Source organism: Zoogloea oryzae (genome assembly GCF_030161255.1).
GTDB lineage: Bacteria > Pseudomonadota > Gammaproteobacteria > Burkholderiales > Rhodocyclaceae > Zoogloea > Zoogloea oryzae.
Genome location: NZ_BSPX01000033.1, coordinates 32,407 through 50,602, shown reverse-complemented (window position 1 = coordinate 50,602; position 18,196 = coordinate 32,407). Strand labels below are relative to the sequence as shown.

Here is an 18,196-nt window from a genome sequence, read left to right as displayed (position 1 = left end):
TCGCCGCAGCGCCCGTCCCGGCGCCGGTCAAGCCTGCGGCCACCCCGGTGGCTCCGCCCGCGCCGACGCCTGTCGCCAAGCCGGTCGCGCCTGCGCCTGTCGCCGTGGCCCAGGCACCGGTCGTCAAGGAAGAGCCCAAGCCCGCCAAGCGCCCCGAGCCCAAGGACGAAACGCCGGCGCAGGCCGCCGCCATCACCAAGTCCGTCCAGAGCTGGGCGACCTCCTGGTCCCGGAAGGACGTCAAGGGCTATCTCGGCCACTACGCCAAGGATTTCGAGCCGCCCAAGGGCCTGAACCGCAAGGCCTGGGAAGAAGAACGCAACCAGCGCCTGACCAAGCCGGGTGACATCGAGGTCAACCTCGAGAACGTCAAGGTCGTCAGCGTATCCGGCGATCGCGCAACAGTGAAACTTCGTCAGCACTATCGCTCGGCCAACTTGTCCACCTCGTCGAACAAGACACTCAATCTTGTCCTTCAGGATGGCAAATGGGTGATTCAACAGGAGCGGGTTGGCGGTTGATGCAACGATTGCAGTCTGCGTTGCGCAGAGGGCTGGCACTGCTCGCAGTGTGCAGCCCTCTTCTGGCATTGGGTGCCGGCGAAGCACCCGCGCGCGGCAATGATCCCGACGCAGCGCTGGGCGCCGTGTTCCAGGACATCGAACGGAGTCGTCTCGGCAGCGCCCTCGAAAAAGTCGACGCGCTGATCACTGCCTACCCCAACTTCCGCCTTGCCCACCTGATCCGCGGCGACCTGCTGCTCGCCCGCGCCCGGCCGCTGGCTACCTTCGGCAATCAGCCCGACGCACCGGCCGACAAGCTCGCCGACCTGCGCGAGGAAGCCGTCGCCCGCCTCAAGGCCTACCGCAACCGGCCGCCCAGCAACTACGTGCCCCGCTACCTGCTCCAGATGGAACCCGAGCAGAAGTACGCCATCGTGGTGGACACCCAGCGCGCCCGGCTTTACATCTACCAGAACGACAACGGTCGCCCGCGCTTCGTGGCCGATTACTACATCAGCCACGGCAAGCTCGGCGCCGAAAAGCTGCGCGAGGGCGACAAGCGCACGCCGGTTGGCGTGTACCACGTGACCGCCAACCTGCCGCGCCAGAAGCTCTCCGATTTCTACGGCAACGGCGCCTTCCCGATCAGCTACCCCAACGAGTGGGATCGCCAGCAGGGCCGCGACGGCCACGGGATCTGGCTGCACGGCACTCCCAGCGACACCTATTCCCGCCCGCCCCGCGCCTCCGATGGCTGCGTGGTGCTCACCAACCGCGATCTCGACGCCCTCGCCAGCTACCTGCAGATCGGCCTGACGCCGGTCATCATCAGCAACACGGTCGAATGGCTGAGCGTTGACGACTGGGCCGCCGAACGCTCGGCGCTCAACAAGCAGATCGAAAGCTGGCGCAAGGATTGGGAGAGCCGCGATGTGAATCGCTACCTCGCCCACTACTCGAAGAACTTCCGCAACAACGAAGGCGGGTACGACCGCTGGGCCGAGCAGAAGAAGGCCGTCAATGCCAGCAAGAGCTGGATCAAGGTCCAGCTCGACAAGGTGAGCGTCTTCCGCAGCCCCGGCAAGCAGGATCTCGTCGTGGTCACCTTCGAGCAGGATTACCGCAGCAACAACCTCTCCAACGTCCTCAAGAAGCGCCAGTACTGGCTGAAGGAAGGCGGACGCTGGAAGATTGTCTACGAAGGTTTCGCCTGATCCGCTGCCCCACCCCGGCAGCGCCCTTCCCTTCCCAACAGGAACGCCCATCCATGAAGAAGATTCTGCTTGCCGTTGCGCTCGCCAGCCAGGCCCTGATCGCTGCCGCCGCCAATCCGCTGGTCGAGATGAAGACCAGCGCCGGCACCATCGTGCTCGAGCTCTACCCGGAGAAGGCCCCCAAGACGGTCGCCAACTTTCTCGAATACGCCAAGAGCGGCTTCTACGATGGGCTGATCTTCCACAGGGTCATCGACGGCTTCATGATCCAGGGCGGTGGCATGAACGCCAAAATGGAAGAAAAGGCCACCCGCGCGCCGGTTGAAAACGAAGGCAAGAACGGCCTCAAGAACGACGCCGGCACCATCGCCATGGCCCGCACCCAGGATCCGAACTCCGCCACCGCGCAGTTCTTCATCAACCTCGAGAACAACCGCCCGCTCAACTATCCGTCGCCGGATGGCTTTGGCTATGCGGTGTTCGGCAAGGTCACCGACGGCATGGACGTGGTGCGCAAGATCGGCAAGGAGCCGACCACCACCCGCGGCTTCCACCGTGACGTCCCGGCCACGCCGATCCTCATCCAGTCCGTCCGCCAGCTGCCCGAAAAGCAGGCCAAGTAAAACCCATCCCCTTTCCCACAGGAGCACCTCATGGCTGTCAAACTCACCACCAACCACGGCGACATCGTCATCGAACTCGACGCCGAAAAGGCCCCGGAAACCGTCAAGAACTTCCTCGCCTACGTCGAGGCCGGCCACTACGACAACACCATCTTCCACCGCGTGATCAACGGATTCATGATCCAGGGCGGCGGTTTCGAGCCCGGCATGAAGCAGAAGGCCACCCAGGCACCGATCAAGAACGAAGCCAACAACGGCCTGAAGAACGACATCGGCACCATCGCCATGGCCCGCACCCAGGATCCGCACTCCGCCACCGCCCAGTTCTTCATCAACGTGGGCGACAACGACTTCCTCAACTTCAAGGCCGAGAACATCCAGGGTTGGGGCTACTGCGTCTTCGGCAAGGTCTCCGCAGGCATGGACGTGGTCGAGAAGATCAAGGGTGTGAAAACCGGCAACGCCGGCTTCCACCAGGACGTGCCGAAGGAAGACGTGGTCATCCAGCGCGCTGAAGTGGTCTGATCGACGAGGCGGGGCGAACGACGCATGCACATCCATTTCATCTCCGATCTGCATCTGAGCGCCGATCGCCCTACCCTCACCGCGCTCTTCGAGCGCTACCTCGCCGGCCCGGCCCGGGCCGCGAGCCGCCTGTACATCCTCGGCGATCTTTTCGAATACTGGGCCGGTGACGACGATCTGGACGACCCGCTGGCGGCCCGCGTCGCCAGCCAACTCGCCGCCCTTGCCGATGCCGGCACGCAGGTCTTCTTCATGCCGGGCAACCGGGATTTCCTGATCGGCGCCGATTTCTCCAGCCGCGCCCGGCTCACGCTGCTGCCCGATCCAACCCCGATTTCCCTCGATGGCCAGCCGGCCCTCCTGTGCCATGGCGACAGTCTGTGCACCGACGACCTCGCCTACCAGGCCTTCCGCCAGCAGGTGCGCAATCCGGCGTGGCAGGCCCAGTTCCTCACGCAATCGCTGGCCGTGCGCAAGCAGATCATCGCCGGCGTGCGCATGAAGAGCGAGGAAGCCAAATCCGGGAAGGCCGCGGCGATCATGGACGTCAACGCCGATGCTGTCGCCGCCCTCCTCCGGGAGCACGACTTCCCGCGCCTCATCCACGGCCACACCCACCGCCCGGCGGTGCATTCCATCGACGTGGACGGCCACGCCTGCGAGCGCTGGGTGCTCGCCGACTGGCAGGACGACCAGGGCGAAGTCCTGGTCTGGGGCGACGGGCAACTCAGCCGCCAGGCCCTGAAATGAAAAACGGCGCCGATCAGGGCGCCGTTTCTCTTTGGCCAGACGGGCAAATCAGACGTCGAGCTTGGCCAGCCCCCGGGCCAGATCGGCCTTCAGGTCTTCGATCGCCTCGAGGCCGACCGCAACCCGCAGCAGGCTTTCGCGGATGCCCGAGGCTTCACGGGCTTCCGGCGAGATCCGGCCGTGGGTGGTGGACGCCGGATGGGTCAGGGTCGTCTTGGTGTCGCCGAGGTTGGCGGTAATCGAGACGACTCGGGTCGAATCCACCACCGTCCAGGCTTCTTCGCGGCCGCCCTTTACCTCGAAGCTCACGATCGCCCCGCCACTACGCTGCTGACGCTTGGCCAGATCGTACTGGGCGTGGGACGGCAGGCCCGGATAGAACACTCGCGCCACCTGCGGCTGAGCCTCCAGCCAGGTGGCCAGCTCCAGTGCGCTGGCGGATTGTGCCGCCATGCGGATCTTAAGGGTTTCCAGCCCCTTCAGGATCACCCAGGCGTTGAACGGCGAGATGCACGGGCCGGCCGTACGCAGGAACTTCAACACCTCGTCCACCAGCACCTTGCTGCCGCACACCGCGCCGCCCAGCACCCGGCCCTGGCCGTCGAGATACTTGGTGGCCGAATGGATCACCAGATCGGCACCAAGCTTGAGCGGCTGCTGCAGCGCCGGCGAGCAGAAGCAGTTGTCCACCGCCAGCAGCGCCTTCGATTCATGGGCGATGGCCGCCACCGCGGCGATATCGACCAGCTCGGTGAGGGGGTTGGACGGCGACTCGATGAAGAACATCTTCGTAGAAGGCGTCACCGCCGCGCGGTAGGCCTCCAGATCCGTGGCGGGCACGAAGGTGGAGGTGATGCCGAAGCGCGACAGGATGTTGCCGAACAGCTGCTGGGTGGCGCCAAACACGCCGCGGGACACAACCACGTGATCCCCGGACGACAGCAGCGCCATCACCGCGGACATGATCGCCGCCATGCCGGAGGCTGTCGCGATGCACGCCTCAGCACCTTCCAGCGCCGCCAGACGCTGCTGCATCGCGGTGACCGTCGGGTTGGTGAAGCGGGCGTAGACGTTGCCCTCTTCCTCGCCGGAAAAGCGCGCAGCCGCCTCGGCCGCGCTATTGAAGACGAAGCTCGAGGTGAGGTACAGCGCCTCGGAGTGCTCGTTGAACTGGCTGCGCTCAATCCCGGCGCGGATCGCCAGCGTGTCCGGATCGAGGCCCAGGATCGGGTCGTTGCTCAACTTTCGCTCCGGGAAACGAGGTTCAGGTCCATCTGACCGCCGCCGTCCTCCGACACCGGCTTGCTAGCCGCGTCGTTGCGCTGGTTCTCGACGCCCGACAGGTACTCATCGGTGACGTCGCCGGTCACGTAGCAGCCGTCGAAACAGGAGGTCTCGAACATCGAGATGGACGGGTTGATCGCCTGAACGGCCGCCTTGAGATCGTCGAGATCCTGGTAGATCAGCGCATCGGCGCCGATCTCGCGGCAGATTTCCTCTTCGGTGCGGTTGCTGGCGATCAGCTCGTTCTTGCTCGGCATGTCGATGCCGTACACGTTGGCGTAGCGCACCGGGGGCGCCGCCGAGGCCATATAGACCTTGGTCGCACCGGCATCGCGGGCCATCTGGACGATCTCGCGGCTGGTGGTGCCACGCACGATGGAATCATCCACCAGCAACACGGCCTTGCCCTTGAATTCCTGCTGAATGGTATTGAGCTTCTGGCGCACGGATTTCTTGCGGATCTCCTGGCCTGGCATGATGAAGGTCCGGCCGATGTAGCGGTTCTTCACGAAGCCTTCGCGGTACGGCACGTTCAGGTGATGGGCCATTTCCATCGCCGACGGACGGCTGGAATCGGGGATCGGGATCACCACGTCGATCTTCAGGTGCGGCATCGTGGAGCGCAGCTTGTGGGCCAGGAACTCGCCCATCTTGATCCGCGCGTCGTACACCGAGATGCCGTCGATCAGCGAATCGGGACGGGCCAGATAGACGAACTCGAACATGCACGGGGCCAGCACGGTGTGGCCGGCACACTGGCGGCTATGGAAGCGGCCTTCGGTGTCGATCAGGATCGCCTCGCCCGGCGCCACGTCGCGCACCAGCTTGAAACCCATCACGTCGAGGGCGACGCTCTCGGAGGCGACCAGCCACTCGGTGCCGTTGGCCGTGTCATTGCGCCCGATCACCAGCGGGCGGATGCCGTAGGGATCGCGGAAGGCCAGGAGGCCGGTGCCGGAGATCATCGCCACGGTGGCGTAGGCGCCCCGGCAGCGGCGGTGCACGCCGGCCACCGCGGTGAAGACGGTCTCTTCATCCAGGCGGAAGCTCTTGGCGGCGGCCTGCAGCTCGTGCGCGAGCACGTTGAGCAGCACCTCGGAGTCGGAGTTGGTGTTGATGTGCCGGAGATCCGACAGGAACATCTCCCGCTTCAGCTCTTCCGAGTTGGTGAGGTTGCCGTTGTGGGCCAGCATCAGGCCGAACGGCGAGTTCACGTAGAAAGGTTGCGCTTCGGCAGCGGCCGAGGCCGAGCCAGCGGTCGGGTAGCGCACGTGGGCGATGCCCCAGTTGCCGGGGAGATCGCGCATGTTGCGGGTACGGAACACATCCCGCACCAGGCCGGAGCCCTTGTGCATGTGGAAGCGCCCGTCCTGCGAAGTCGCAATGCCAGCGGCGTCCTGCCCGCGGTGCTGAAGCACCTGCAGGCCGTCATAAAGAAGCTGATTGACGGGTGTCGTCGCTACTACGCCCAGAATCCCACACATTTCAAACCACCTATCGGTATCGAAGTCTTTTTGCCAACGGCTCAGGGAGCCAGGGTCGGGAAGCGGTCACGGCGGTCTCGAGGGGCGCCGACAGGCTGGCCTCCCGCCACCACGCTTCCTTTGCGAAGCCGCCGATGCCGACGAGCAACGCCATTGCAAACACGATCAGACCGCCCCTCACCGCGCCGAAGCACGCCCCGAGGAAACGGTCGGCAATCCCGAGGCCGGCTGCGCGAATCAGTTCGCTCAGCATCCAGCGCAGGATCGCCACAAGAATGAGTACGACAACAAAAATGAGCAGAAATGCCACCGGCCCCTGCAGCAGCGGCTCCTTCACCCAGTTCGCCACCAGCGGCTGAAGCTCGGGCATGAAGGACTTCGCCACCATGAAAGCCAGCAGCCAGGCGCCCAGCGCGACGATCTCGGAGATCAGCCCCCGCCAGAAACCCAGCAATGCAGACAGGCCGACGAGGCCGATGAACGCGTAATCCAGTCCGGTCAAGGCGTGTCACGTCCAGGGCTACTTGGCCGCCACGGATGCCTGCACGCCCAGAATCTTCTGGATGCGCGCAGCCGCCTTGTCGGCCGCAGCCTTGTTCGGGAACGGGCCCGCGCGAACGCGCACCTTGTCACCCACGGTTTCGACGTATGAAGGATAGCCCTCGGCCTTAAGCTTTGCGCGCAACTGGGCCACGTTGCCCGCCTCGCGATAGGCACCGAGGGACAGCACGTGAGGCTTGACCGCCTCGTCCTTGGGGCTCGCTCCCATCAGCAGCGCCTTGGCGCGCTCGGCGTCGGCCTGAGCCTTCTCGCGCTCCCGCTCCTTCTGCTCCTTTTCCTTCTGCTTGGGATCAGGCTTCGGCGGTTCGGGCTTCTTGGGCTCCGGCTTGGCTTCGGGCTTCGGCTCAGGCTTCCGGGGCTCGGGCCTGGCGATCTCGGCCTTGGGAGGATCGACCTTGCGCGGCGGCGGGATGAGCTCCTCGCCCGGCTTGAAGACAGGGCTGCCTGCCTCCGGCTCGGACTTGCGGCCGGTCTGGGGCTTCTCTTCAACCACCGGCTCGGTGCTCTCCTCGGCAATCACGCCGGCCACGGGCTGGCTGGGCGCCGGCGCCTTGCCAGCGATCACGCGGGACGTGAAGTTGCTGCCTTCCTGGCTGGGAATGCGGATCTGCACGTCCTGGGACGGCGGACGCGGCTCGTGGTCCATGACCATCGGCAACACGATGGCTGCAGCCAGCGCCAGCGCGGCGGAACCCACCAGGCGGCGCCGGGCTCGTTTTTTCAGGTCGATCTGGGAATCGTTGTCGGCCATTCTTGCTGCAACACCTATTGCGACGACTTCCGGGCGGCCATCACATCAGCCACGGTCAGGAAGGAGCCAAAGACTACGATTCTATCACCCTCGGCCGCACGACCCGCTGCGACCTCGTACGCACTTGCGGGCGAAGGATATTCGGCGATGTCGCCATTCACGCCAACCTCCCGCAGGATCTCGGCGAGCCGGGCGGCCGGGAGCCCCCGCGGACCGGGCAGCGTGGCGAGTAGCCAGTGATCGACCCGATCACGCAGCAGACGCACCACGCCCGCCACATCCTTGTCGCCCAGCATGCCCAGCACCGCCCAGGTTTCCGGGAAGAAGCCCATGCTCGCCAGGTTCTCGTTGAGCACGCCGGCAGCCTGGGGGTTGTGGGCCACGTCGAAGACCACCGCCGGACGACCCGGCATGACCTGGAAGCGTCCGGGCAGCTCCACCAACATGAAACCCTGGCGGATGGCCTGCATCGGAACCGGCAGGATGTCGCGCACGGCCTCGCAGGCGGCCATCACGGCAGCCGCATTGAGGAGCTGGTTGGTGCCGCGCAAGGCCGGATAGGCCAGCCCGCCACGGCGGCTTCCGCCGGCCGTCCAGAAGGCCCATTGATTCTGATCGCCCGCAAAGCCGAAGTCGCGGCCGCTCACCTGAAGCTTCGCGCCAATGGCTTCAGCGTGATCGATGAGGGACTGGGGCGGCATGGGATCACTGCAGATCGCCGGCTTGCCGGGACGGAAGATCCCCGCCTTCTCGAAACCGATGGCCTCGCGGGTATCCCCCAGGAAATCCATGTGATCCATGGCCACGCTGGTGACGATGGAGCAGTCGGGCTCGAACACGTTGACCGCATCCAGCCGGCCGCCCAGCCCCACCTCGAGGATGATCGCGTCGAGGCCGGCATGGCTGAAAGCAGCCCAGGCGGCCAGGGTGCCGTGCTCGAAATAGGTGAGCGGCGTTTCGCCCCGGGCGCGCTCGACTTCGGCGAAGGCGTCGACGAGCACCGCATCGCTGGCGTCGCGCCCATCGATGCGGACGCGCTCGTTGTAGCGCAGCAGGTGCGGCGAAGTGTACAACCCAACCCGCTTGCCGGCCGCGAGCAGCACAGCTTCGAGCAGCGCGCAGGTCGAGCCCTTGCCGTTGGTGCCACCGATGATGAACACCGGGCAGGTTTGCGGAAGATTCAGCGCGTCACGAACGGTACGCACGCGATCCAGACCGAGCTGGATCGCCTGGCCGTGGCGGGCCTCAAGGAGGCCCAGCCAGCCATCGAGAGTTTCAGGCAACTGCATGTCAGGCGGCGGAGCGGACCGACGCTTGTCGCGTCAGCAGGGTGAGGAGTTCGGCGAGACGGTCGCGCAGTTCACGACGGTCGATGATCATGTCGATGGCGCCCTTCTCGAGGAGGAACTCGGAGCGCTGGAAGCCCGGGGGCAGCGTCTCCCGCACCGTCTGCTCGATCACGCGGGGGCCGGCAAAGCCGATCAACGCGCCGGGTTCGCCAATCACCAGATCGCCCATGAAGGCGAAACTGGCCGACACACCGCCCATCGTCGGATCGGTGAGCAGCGTGATGAAGGGCAGCTTGCGCTCCGACAGCAGGGTGATGCCGGCGGTGGTCTTGGCCATCTGCATCAGTGAGAACAGGCCTTCCTGCATCCGCGCGCCGCCCGAGGCGGTCACGCAGATGAAAGGCAGGCGCTGCTCGACCGCAGCCTTCACGCCACGGATGAAACGCTCGCCGACGACCGAGCCCATCGAACCACCGAGGAACTCGAACTCGAAGCAGGCGATCACGACCGGCACGGTCTTGATGGCGCCCTGCACCACCACGAGGGCGTCGGACTCTTCGGAATCGGCATTGGCTGCAGCGAGACGATCCGGGTAACGCTTGGAATCCTTGAACTTGAGCGGATCGATCGGCACGACTTCGGCGCCGATCTCGAACTGGCCTTCGGGATCGAGCAGCAGCTCAATCCGCTGGCGGGCCCGGATGCGCTGGTGATGGCCGCACTTGGGGCAGACGTTGAGGTTGCTCTCGAGGTCGGAACGGTACAGCACCGCCTCACAGGCCGGGCACTTGCTCCACAGGCCTTCGGGGATCGCCTTGCGGCCCGACGGAGCGTCGCGCTTGATCTTCGGCGGCAGCAGCTTCTTCAACCAGCTCATCAGCGCTCTCCTGCGTTATCCATGGCCGTGCGGATGCCGCGCAGGAAGGCGGTGACCTTCGCCGGGGCTTCTTCGCGGCTGCTCTGTTCGATTTCCTCGATGATCCGGCTGCCGATCACCACGGCGTCGGCGAGGCTGGCGATGCGCGCGGCGGTGGCCGCATCACGGATGCCAAAGCCCACGCCCACCGGCATGCCGACCTTCTCGCGGATCACCGGGATGCGCCGGGCGACCTCGTCCAGATCGAGGGTGGCGGAGCCCGTCACGCCCTTGAGCGAGACGTAATAGATGTAGCCACTGCCCACCGCCGCCACGTCGGCGAAACGCTGTTCGGTTGATGTGGGTGCCAGCAGGAACACCGGATCAAGCCCAGCGGCGCGGCAGACCTCGGCAAAGGTGACGCACTCCTCGGGCGGATAATCGACCACCAGCACGCCATCGACGCCGGCTTCGGATGCCGCCTTGGCAAAGGCTTCCAGGCCCATCGCCTCGATCGGGTTGGCGTAGCCCATCAGCACGATGGGGGTCTGGTCGCCGGTGGCGCGGAAGGCGCGAACCATATCAAGCACCTTGCGGGTGCTCATGCCCGCCGCCAGGGCCCGCTCGGAGGCACGCTGGATGGTCGGGCCGTCGGCCATCGGATCGGAGAAGGGAACACCCAGTTCGATGATGTCGGCGCCGCCGGCCACCAGGGCCTGCATCAGCGGCAGCGTCATTTCGGGTGCGGGATCGCCAGCGGTGATGAACGGAATGAGCGCCTTGCGCCCTTCGCCAGCCAGCCGCTTGAAGGTTTGTTGGATTGTGGACATGGATCGTATGAATGGTCAGCGGCCCCGCCAGACCAGCTGGCGGGGCCGTGAAGATCAGAACTGGATGCCGGATTTCTCGGCGACGGTGTGCATATCCTTGTCGCCGCGGCCAGAAAGATTGACCAGCAGGACTTTGTCCTTCGGCAGGGTCGGGGCGAGCTTGGCCGCATAGGCCAGGGCGTGGGACGACTCGAGCGCCGGGATGATGCCTTCGAAACGGCACAGGTCGTGGAAGGCCTGCAGGGCTTCTGCGTCGGTGATCCCGACGTACTCGGCGCGGGCGCTGTCCTTCAGCCAGGCGTGCTCGGGGCCGACGCCCGGGTAGTCGAGGCCGGCGGAAATCGAGTGGGTCTCGATGATCTGGCCGTCTTCGTTCTGCAGCAGGTAGGTGCGATTGCCGTGCAGCACGCCGGGGCGCCCGGCCGACAGGGAGGCCGCATGGAAGCCGCTGTCGATACCGCTACCGGCCGCCTCGACGCCCACCAGACGCACGTCGGCGTGCTCGATATACGGATGGAAGATGCCCATCGCGTTGGAGCCACCGCCCACGCAGGCGATCACGTAATCCGGCTGACGCCCGGCGAGTTCGGGCATCTGCTCGATGCACTCCTTGCCGATGACCGTCTGGAAATCACGCACCATCATCGGATAAGGGTGCGGGCCGGCGACGGTGCCGATGATGTAGAAGGTGTTGCCGATGTTGGTGACCCAGTCGCGCATCGCCTCGTTGAGGGCGTCTTTAAGCGTCTTGGAGCCGCTCTCGACGGGCACCACGGTGGCGCCCAGGAGCTTCATCCGATAGACGTTGGCGGCCTGGCGGCGCACGTCTTCGGAGCCCATGTACACCACGCACTCCATCCCGTAGCGGGCCGCCACGGTGGCCGTGGCCACGCCGTGCTGGCCGGCGCCGGTCTCGGCGATCACCCGCGGCTTGCCCATCCGCCGGGCGAGCATCGCCTGGCCGATACAATTGTTAACCTTGTGGGCGCCGGTGTGGTTGAGGTCTTCGCGCTTGAGATAGATCTGCGCGCCCCCGAGCAGGCCCGACCAGCGCTTGGCGTGGTAGATCGGGCTCGGGCGGCCGACGTAGTGCTTGAGTTCGTATTCGAACTCGGCGACGAAGGCGGGGTCGTTCTGGGCCGCTTCGTAGGCCTGCCGAAGTTCGGTCAGCGCCGGGATCAGGGTCTCCGCGACGAACACGCCACCATAAGGGCCGAAATGGCCCCGTGCATCGGGTAGATCGTAGGGGGCATCAGCCATGTGCATTTTGGACTCCGGCAACAAATTCGGTGATACGGGCGGCATCCTTGATTCCCTTGGCCGCTTCCACGCCGCTCGAGACATCCACCGCCCACGGGCGGACACGTCGGACAGCCTCGGCCACGTTGCCGGCATTGAGACCGCCGGAGAGGATCAGGGGCAAGGGCAGCCCGGAAGGGATGAGCGACCAATCGAAGGTTTCGCCACCACCGCCATAGCCTTCCACGAACGCATCCAGCAGCAAACCCTGGGCCTTCGGGAAGGAAGCCGCGTATTTTAACAGATCGAACCCCTGCCGCATCCGCGCCGCCTTGATGTAGGGCCGACCAAAGCCGACGCAGTCTTCCTCGCGCTCGTCGCCGTGAAACTGCAGAAGCTGCAGCGGCACGGTTTTCAATGCATTTTCGACGTAGTCCCACCCCGCATTGACGAAAAGCCCGACGACCGTCACAAAGGGCGGCACGAGGCGCGCCAGCTCGGCGGCACGCTCGAAATCCACGAAACGGGGGCTCGGCGGGTAGAAAACGAAACCGATCGCATCGGCGCCGGCTTCAACGGCGGCACGAACGTCTTCCTCGCGGGTCAGACCGCAAATCTTGATTCGGGTGCGATGCACGTTCAGGGAAGCAGCAGTTGGGGAGCCGCGATGATACGCCCCCCGCCCGGCAGCGGCCACCGCGGCGGATACTCGACACCGCACAGGTAGAGGCCATCCGGCGCGAAGGTTGGCGCCGCGATCGTCCGGTTGCGCGCCGCCAGGAGCTCACTCATCCAGCCCACGGGCTTTCGCCCCATACCCACGTAGACCAGCGACCCGACCAGATTGCGGATCATGTGATGCAGGAAGGCGTTGGCGTGGAAATCAAAGCACACCACATCACCCCGCCGCTCCACCTCGACAGAATGAATCAGGCGAACGGGTGACCTGGCCTGGCATTCCGCCGCACGGAAAGAGGTGAAATCGTGCTCACCGATCAGGCAACTCGCCGCCTCGCGCATCGCAACCACGTCGAGGTCACCGTGAGTCCAGCCGACCCGCCCACCCAGCAGGGCCGGACGCACCCGCCGATTGAGCAGCACATAGCGATACCGGCGGGATTCGGCACTGAAGCGCGCATGGAAATCATCATCGACCTCCACCGCCCACAGCACCCCGATGCTTGCCGGCAGATGGCTATTCACGCCGCGAACCCAGGCCTCAAGGGGGCGACGGGCCGAGGTATCGAAGTGCGCAACCTGGGTTGTGGCATGAACGCCCGTATCTGTGCGTCCCGCGCAGACGAGCTGCACCGGCTCAAGGGCGATCTTCCGGAGCGCGATCTCGAGGGTGTCCTGCACCGTGCGTCCGTGGCGCTGGGTCTGCCAACCTTCAAACGCGTTGCCGGCGTATTCGATACCGATCGCGACCCTCACAGGCTCGCTCCAAAGACGATTGCCGTCGTCAGCGCTGCCATCACCAGCCAGTCCGACCAGCGCAGCGCGGCATGCTCCACCAAAAGTGGCTCGATCGCCCCATCAAACCGGGGCGCATCCAGCAAGGCCCGCCATCCGCCTTCCGGCGGCGACTCGACGTAACGAAAGACCAGCAACAGCCGAACGGCCAGGCGCTCGACGGACAAACCAAGCAGGGCCAGCGGTGCCGCCAGCACCATCAAACCAGACACCATTGCGCGCTCACCCGTCCGCTCCAGGAGCACCGCCACAAGCATCACGACGATCGCGAGACGAAGACAGTGCTGGACTGCCAGGGCTGCACCCTCCCAGGTGGGCCCCGCACGACCTGCCCAGGGGGCCATCGCCTCACCCGGCGTAAAGAAAGCAAAGAGAATCACGAGAACCAACATGAGAACGCGAACCCGCCGCAGCAAGCGCCGGGCCTTTGCCGGAGCAAGCCAGAGCGAAGCCACCAAAACGACAAGCCCGAAACCCCACAACGCGGGACCTCGGGCAAGCTGGGAGAATACAACCAACGAAACCCAGAACACGATTCGCGTCGCCGGGTGAAAAAGCGTATGCACCAGAGCAGGTGAAAGGCCAAGGGGGCTGTCACCAGCCCCCTTTTTCAATCAGGAGAGACGGGCAAGAATCACGCGCGCCTCATCTTGCTGGCGCCCCGACCCTTCCCGAAGGACTTCCTCAACCAGTTCCCGCGCGCCGTCCTTGTCACCCATCTCTTCGTAGGCACGGGCCAGTTCGAGCTTGGTGGCAACTTCCTGCTGCAGATCGAGATCAAGAGGCGGCTCGGTCGGCGGCCCTGCATCAGGCAGCTCTGGGGGAGGCAGCTTGAAGTCGAGGTTGGTGGAGCTCATTTCGGCCGAAAGCGGCTTGCCCACGCCCTTGGTGTCGGCCTTGTCGTCGAGTTCGAAATCGAAATCGAGCAGGCTGCTATCGAAGCTGGTGCGCTCCAGATCCACCGTTGCCGAATCCACCGGCTCGCGTAGCGCATCCTCAGCGAGCGTCGCGGTGAGATCCACATCGACCGTCGAATCGCCCGACTCCGCGTTGGTTTCTCCGAATTCGGAGCTCAACTCGAAATCGAGATCACTCGGGTCAGGCAGGTTGAAATCGCTGGAAAGACGCTGGGGGCGCGTCGAGGTGGACTCGAGATCGCGTGCCATGGCATCGCCTGCCACCAACGTCGAGCCCATTGCGCCGACGGACTGATCGAAGCCAAGATCAAAATCCAGACCGCTGCTGGAAGTCGGGGAACTGCTGTTGAGCGCAACAGTGCGGGCGCTGTTCGCGTCGTCGCCCGAGTTCAGATCGAGATCGAAGTCCAGTACGGCCGGTTCGATACGTGCGGGTTCGGAGGGCTGATGGGTGTCACTGACAGCCCGATCGATGTCCTCCATGCTCGTATATTGATTGAGATCGCCAGGCAGCGCCCAGGTGTCCTTCAGCTGGGAAGGCGACTCAAGGGGATCTTCGCCAGCGGGCGCAAGCGGTAGCGGCTCATTGGCCATGAACGCCGGGGCCAGCGCCGGGGTGCGGGCTGCGCCAGCCTGCACGAAACCAGTCGCGGCTGCGCTGACACCAGCAACCGTGTGCGGCCCCTGCGGTACTGGCGCAACCGGCGCCGTGCCCGGAGCGGGAATGCGGTAGAGCGGGCTGTCGGGATCAACCTTGCGACCCAGCGCTGCTGCCTTTTCCCAATCCTGGCCATTACCGCCGGTCAGCGAATACAGTTCGGTCGCCGTGGTTTCGAACTGCTTGAGGTTCTTGCGCTGGGCGTAGATCTCAAGCAGCTTGAGGTGTACACCCGTTCGACCCGGGTCGGTCTTCAGGGCGTCGAGCAGGATTTCTTCGGCCTGGGCATCACGGCCGTAGGCCATATATACGTCGGCTTCGGCCACCGGGTCGACACCTTCGTCGGTATCGATGGACGACAGGCCAGACTGGCTGAAGTCGGTCTGAATCTGACTGCTGCTGCCGGTATCCACGCTCTGTCCACCGGCACTGCCAAAGACGGAGCTGGAGCCGTCACCAAACTCGGACAGCGCCGGCGTAGTCGTCGGTGCGCCCTGACCATTACGGCGCTGGTAAAGCTTGTAGCCGCCCCATCCGAGGAGCAGCGCCAGAACACCACCGGCACCGAGGTAGATGGACGAGTCGTCCTGCGTGGCGGCTGGCTGCACTTCCGGCGGCTTGGCCGGAGCAGGAGCCGGCTTGGGCGGTTCCGGCGGAGGCGGAGGAGCCGGCTTCGGCTCGACCGGGGGCTCGGGCTCCTTCGCAGGCACGGGGCGCTCGGGTTCGGGCGGGGGCGTCACGACGGCCGGCGCTGCAGCCGGCGCCTGCGCCACTGCCGGAGGCGCCGACTGCGTGGCTGCTGCTGCGGGTGCGTCCGACTGAATCTGGGCCATGCCCTGGCTCTTCAGCTCGACGAGCCGCTGAAGCTCCTTGATGCTCTTTTCGAGTTCGGCCAGGCGGGTATTGGCTTCCCGTAGTGCCTTGTCGCGCGAAACGAGATCTTCCTCGAGGGCCTGCAGTCGCGCGACCGACTTCTCGCCGCCCGCACCGGCGCCGCGCAAGCCCTCTTCGCTCTTGGAAACCTTGAGTTGATCTGCCGAGCCGCCAGCAGCGGGGGCACGGTCCTCAACCTTGGCACCGATCTTTCCACCGCTGCCGCGCTGGGTGGGGGCTTCCTTGGCCGGCGCAGCGGCAGCCTGCTCGGCAAGCTTCTGGCGATAACGACCGAAATCGGACGAGTGAGCGACCACCTGCTGACGCCCGGCATCCCCCGCCCCCTGACGAACACCTTCGGCGTCGGGAATGCGGAGGATCTTGCCAGCCTGGAGACGGTTGATGTCATCGCCAGCAAAGGCGGAACGATTGCCCTGGAACAGCGCCATCAGCATCTGCTCCATGGAGACGCCTTCGGGGCGATTCTCCATGGCAATGCGATTGAGTGTGTCGCCGGGCTGGACCACGTACGAACGCCCTGCACCGGGTGCGGCAACGGCGGGACGGGCTGCGCGTGCAACCGCACGGCGCGGCACGATGGGCTCGGCGCGGCCGTACGGGGTCTGGCGACCATCAGGCAGGGCCACGGCCACGGACGCGCGATTGACGCCGGTATCGGGCGGGTCGAGCAGGAAGGTGTATTCGCGGATCAGGCGCCCGGCGGACCAGTTGAGCTCGACCAGCATGTCAACGAAGGGCTCGTTGATCGGCCGGTCGCTGCTCACCTTGACGACGGCGCCACTCCCGCGGCGCTCGACTGTCATGCGAAGCCCGCTGACCGACGGGGAATAATCGATGCCAGCCTGCCGGAACGCCTCGGCAGAAGCGAGCCGTGCCGTCATGTTCTGGATTTCTTCAGGCGCAGCCGCGATCTCCACTTCTGCGCGCAGGGGCTGACCCAGACCGCTGAGGACCGTGATGCGCCCCAGACCGGCGGCACTAGCGCTAAGCGAAAGGGCGCCGATGGAAGCGGCAAGAAGGGTACGTTTGAGCCGACTTTTCACAAGAATCTTATGCACGAAGGCTGATCATCGAAATCGAGTTATCGATGAACATAACATCATGGGTTTGGGGAGGCAAGTTCAAGCGGTGTTCGAAGTCGCCACTAAATTACGATCGGCATAAAAAAGGCGGCTTGCGCCGCCTTTCTCGTCAAACTTTTCAGGCTTCGAGCAGGATTCGCAGCATGCGGCGCAGCGGCTCGGCCGCACCCCAGAGAAGCTGATCACCCACCGTGAAGGCAGAGAGGTACTCGCCGCCCATCGCCAGCTTGCGCAGACGACCGACCGGAACGGTCAGGGTGCCGGTGACGGCGGTGGGGGTGAGATCACGCATCGACGCTTCACGCTGGTTGGGGACAACCTTCACCCAGTCGTTGGCGGAAGCCAGCATGGCTTCGATCTCGTCGATGGGGATGTCCTTCTTGAGCTTGAGCGTGAGCGCCTGGCTGTGGCAGCGCATGGCGCCGATGCGCACGCACAGGCCATCGATGGGCACCACCGGTGCGCTGAAGCCTTCGCCACGACCGAGGATCTTGTTGGTCTCGACGCCGCCCTTCCATTCTTCCTTGGACTGGCCGTTACCCAGATCCTTGTCGATCCAGGGGATCAGCGAGCCGGCCAGCGGCACGCCGAAGTTGGACGACGGGAAGGCATCGTCGCGCATGGTGCCCGCGACTTCGCGGTCGATGTCGAGGATGGCGGACGCAGGATCATCCAGCAGCTCCTTGACGGAGCGGTTGAGTTCGCCCATCTGGGAAAGCAGCTCGCGCATGTTCTGCGCACCGGCGCCGGAGGCGGCCTGGTAGGTCATGGACGTGGCCCACTCGACCAGATCGCGCTGGAACAAGCCGCCGAGGGCCATCAGCATGAGCGACACGGTGCAGTTGCCGCCGATCCAGTCACGGCCGCCCTTGGCGAGGGAGTCCTTGATGACGTTCATGTTGACCGGATCAAGGATGATCACGGCCTTCGGGTCCATGCGCAGCGATGACGCGGCGTCGATCCAGTGGCCGTTCCAGCCGGCGGCGCGGAGCTTGGGGTACACCTCGTTGGTGTAATCGCCGCCCTGACAGGTGATGACGATGTCCATCGCCTTCAGTTCGTCGATGTTCTTGGCGTCCTTCAGTGCAGGGGCTTCCTTGCCGAAGTTCGGCGCCTTGCCGCCGGCGTTGGAGGTGGTGAAGAACACCGGCTCGATCAAGGCGAAGTCGTTTTCCTCGCGCATGCGCTGCATGAGCACGGAACCGACCATGCCACGCCAACCAACCAGACCCACTCTTTTCATTTGTATCCCCGATCAGACTT

Annotated in this window: 18 protein-coding genes; 5 read left to right on the top strand and 13 right to left on the bottom strand. The window is 65.1% G+C overall.

All coding sequences use genetic code 11. The features are described from left to right. From QQK25_RS12095 to QQK25_RS12075, 5 genes are all read left to right on the top strand, one after another. On the top strand, positions 1-521 hold a 521-nt coding region (locus tag QQK25_RS12095), incomplete at its 5' end, for a YybH family protein (RefSeq protein ID WP_284188158.1). Between the two features lie 47 nt (positions 522-568). Beyond that, positions 569-1,717: a L,D-transpeptidase family protein gene (locus tag QQK25_RS12090; protein WP_284188157.1), complete on the top strand. Its 1,149-nt coding sequence runs from the start codon at positions 569-571 to the stop codon at positions 1,715-1,717. 53 nt (positions 1,718-1,770) lie between these two features. Further along, the gene (locus QQK25_RS12085) at positions 1,771-2,340 is read left to right on the top strand and encodes a peptidylprolyl isomerase (protein WP_284188156.1); all 570 of its coding nucleotides are present in this window, start codon (positions 1,771-1,773) and stop codon (positions 2,338-2,340) included. 30 nt (positions 2,341-2,370) lie between these two features. Further along, positions 2,371-2,865 (top strand): peptidylprolyl isomerase, encoded by a 495-nt coding sequence (locus QQK25_RS12080; protein WP_284188155.1) that lies wholly within the window; start codon positions 2,371-2,373, stop codon positions 2,863-2,865. Between the two features lie 24 nt (positions 2,866-2,889). Beyond that, on the top strand, positions 2,890-3,615 hold the full coding sequence (locus tag QQK25_RS12075) for a UDP-2,3-diacylglucosamine diphosphatase (RefSeq protein WP_284188154.1): 726 nt from the start codon (positions 2,890-2,892) through the stop codon (positions 3,613-3,615). 48 nt (positions 3,616-3,663) lie between these two features. Here QQK25_RS12075 and QQK25_RS12070 read toward each other — a convergent pair whose 3' ends face one another. The 13 genes from QQK25_RS12070 to asd all read right to left on the bottom strand — a co-directional run bounded on the left by QQK25_RS12070 (position 3,664) and on the right by asd (position 18,176). Further along, on the bottom strand, positions 3,664-4,857 hold the full coding sequence (locus QQK25_RS12070; protein ID WP_284188153.1) for an O-succinylhomoserine sulfhydrylase: 1,194 nt from the start codon (positions 4,855-4,857) through the stop codon (positions 3,664-3,666). After that, positions 4,854-6,383 carry an amidophosphoribosyltransferase gene (purF, locus tag QQK25_RS12065; protein WP_284188152.1) on the bottom strand — a complete coding sequence of 510 codons (1,530 nt, stop codon included), beginning with the start codon at positions 6,381-6,383 and terminating at the stop codon, positions 4,854-4,856. The genes QQK25_RS12070 and purF overlap by 4 nt, the downstream gene beginning before the upstream one ends. A gap of 10 nt (positions 6,384-6,393) precedes the next feature. Next, positions 6,394-6,885 carry a CvpA family protein gene (locus tag QQK25_RS12060; protein WP_284188151.1) on the bottom strand — a complete coding sequence of 164 codons (492 nt, stop codon included), beginning with the start codon at positions 6,883-6,885 and terminating at the stop codon, positions 6,394-6,396. 18 nt (positions 6,886-6,903) lie between these two features. Next, positions 6,904-7,695 carry an SPOR domain-containing protein gene (locus QQK25_RS12055; protein ID WP_284188150.1) on the bottom strand — a complete coding sequence of 264 codons (792 nt, stop codon included), beginning with the start codon at positions 7,693-7,695 and terminating at the stop codon, positions 6,904-6,906. A 14-nt stretch (positions 7,696-7,709) separates the two neighbouring features. Further along, complete coding sequence (gene folC / locus QQK25_RS12050) at positions 7,710-8,984, bottom strand: bifunctional tetrahydrofolate synthase/dihydrofolate synthase (RefSeq protein WP_284188149.1); 1,275 nt, start codon at positions 8,982-8,984, stop codon at positions 7,710-7,712. Position 8,985: 1 nt separating this feature from the next. After that, on the bottom strand, positions 8,986-9,861 hold the full coding sequence (accD, locus tag QQK25_RS12045) for an acetyl-CoA carboxylase, carboxyltransferase subunit beta (RefSeq protein WP_284188148.1): 876 nt from the start codon (positions 9,859-9,861) through the stop codon (positions 8,986-8,988). Next, positions 9,861-10,670 carry a tryptophan synthase subunit alpha gene (trpA, locus tag QQK25_RS12040; protein WP_284188147.1) on the bottom strand — a complete coding sequence of 270 codons (810 nt, stop codon included), beginning with the start codon at positions 10,668-10,670 and terminating at the stop codon, positions 9,861-9,863. Before trpA ends, accD begins: the two co-directional genes overlap by 1 nt. A gap of 54 nt (positions 10,671-10,724) precedes the next feature. Beyond that, complete coding sequence (trpB, locus tag QQK25_RS12035) at positions 10,725-11,936, bottom strand: tryptophan synthase subunit beta (RefSeq protein ID WP_284188146.1); 1,212 nt, start codon at positions 11,934-11,936, stop codon at positions 10,725-10,727. Further along, the gene (locus tag QQK25_RS12030) at positions 11,923-12,546 is read right to left on the bottom strand and encodes a phosphoribosylanthranilate isomerase (protein ID WP_284188145.1); all 624 of its coding nucleotides are present in this window, start codon (positions 12,544-12,546) and stop codon (positions 11,923-11,925) included. Before QQK25_RS12030 ends, trpB begins: the two co-directional genes overlap by 14 nt. A gap of 2 nt (positions 12,547-12,548) precedes the next feature. Then, the gene (gene truA / locus QQK25_RS12025; protein ID WP_284188144.1) at positions 12,549-13,343 is read right to left on the bottom strand and encodes a tRNA pseudouridine(38-40) synthase TruA; all 795 of its coding nucleotides are present in this window, start codon (positions 13,341-13,343) and stop codon (positions 12,549-12,551) included. Further along, complete coding sequence (locus QQK25_RS12020; protein WP_306664085.1) at positions 13,340-13,915, bottom strand: hypothetical protein; 576 nt, start codon at positions 13,913-13,915, stop codon at positions 13,340-13,342. The genes truA and QQK25_RS12020 overlap by 4 nt, the downstream gene beginning before the upstream one ends. Positions 13,916-13,996: 81 nt before the next feature. Next, positions 13,997-16,909, bottom strand: a complete 2,913-nt coding sequence (locus QQK25_RS12015) for a motility hub landmark protein FimV (RefSeq protein ID WP_284188143.1) — start codon at positions 16,907-16,909, stop codon at positions 13,997-13,999. A 142-nt stretch (positions 16,910-17,051) separates the two neighbouring features. Further along, positions 17,052-18,176 (bottom strand): aspartate-semialdehyde dehydrogenase, encoded by a 1,125-nt coding sequence (gene asd / locus QQK25_RS12010; RefSeq protein WP_153160372.1) that lies wholly within the window; start codon positions 18,174-18,176, stop codon positions 17,052-17,054. Between the last annotated feature and the right edge of the window lie 20 nt (positions 18,177-18,196).